This window comes from Magnetovibrio sp. PR-2 (assembly GCF_036689815.1).
Classification (GTDB): domain Bacteria; phylum Pseudomonadota; class Alphaproteobacteria; order Rhodospirillales; family Magnetovibrionaceae; genus Magnetovibrio.
On the sequence record NZ_JBAHUR010000037.1, the window covers coordinates 1 to 1,199 of the forward strand.

Sequence of the window (1,199 nt, forward strand, 5' to 3'; positions counted from 1 at the left end):
TGACCTGCCCCCCAGAATCTGAGTCACGCGTGATGTGAGTTTTCCGTTAAACTTTGTCTACGGAGGACATCATGAAGAAACGATTTTCAGACGAACAGATCATCAATATTTTGAAGGAACAGGAAGCAGGTTTTCCGGTTAAGGAGATCATCCGCCGCCACGGTATTTCCGAGCAGACGTTTTATCGCTGGAAGTCGAAGTTCGGTGGTATGGAGGTGTCTGATGCCAAGCGTTTGCGCGAACTGGAATCCGAGAACGCCAAACTGAAGAAGCTATTAGCGGAACAGATGCTGGACAATGTGGCTTTGAAGGATGTTTTGTCGCGAAAGTGGTGAGGCCATCTGGCAAGCGCAGCGTTGTTTCGCACATGGTCTCGGAACACGGTCTGTCTCAGCGTCGCGCTTGTCGGTTGGCCAGCCTCAATCTTTCGACTTGGCAATACAAGTCCCGCAGACCTGATGTTCAGGGCTTGCGGGAACGGATCGTCGAGCTGGCTGCTGAGCGCCGTCGGTTTGGGTATCGTCGCCTGCACATTCTTCTGCGCCGTGAAGGCTGGGGCGTGAACCACAAGGCCGTACACCGGATCTACCAAGAAGAAGGTCTGCAGGTGCGCAAACGCAAGAGAAAGCGGATCGGTCCTGCAGACCGTCAACCGATTTTGCTGCCGGAACGGGTCAATGAACGCTGGTCCATGGACTTTGTCTCGGACGGTCTTGCGAATGGCACGCGGTTTAGGGCTTTGAACATCGTCGATGACTTCAGCCGGGAATGTCCGGCCATTGAAGTGGATACGTCTTTGCCGGGCGCGCGGGTGGTTCGGGTTTTGGATCGCTTGGCCGATACACGCGGTTTGCCCAACGGCATCGTCGTGGACAACGGCCCAGAACTGATCAGCAAGGTTTTGGATGAATGGGCGTACAGCAACAACGTGCGCCTGTTGTTTATCGAACCGGGCAAGCCGATCCAGAACGCATTTGTCGAAAGCTTCAACGGCAAATTCCGCGATGAATGTCTCAACGAGCACTGGTTTACAAGTCTGGCCGATGCTCGCAAAATCATCGAAGCTTGGAGGATCGATTACAACACCCAAAGACCGCACAGCTCACTGGCGTACAGGACCCCCATTGAGTTTGCAAAACAGAACCAATATCATGCGCGGGAACTCTCACCATGAGTGACCAGTTCGTGGGGGCAGGTCA

Annotated in this window: 1 protein-coding gene; it reads left to right on the forward strand. The window is 54.0% G+C overall.

Annotation, left to right across the window (positions count from 1 at the left end; genetic code table 11):
• The first annotated feature begins 68 nt into the window (after window positions 1-68).
• Window positions 69-1,174 (forward strand): IS3 family transposase gene (locus tag V5T82_RS18100; RefSeq protein WP_442917974.1). Its coding sequence is split into 2 segments (ribosomal slippage): window positions 69-324 and window positions 324-1,174, totalling 1,107 coding nucleotides; the frame shifts between segments, so codons are not numbered across the junction.
• Window positions 1,175-1,199: the final 25 nt, after the last annotated feature.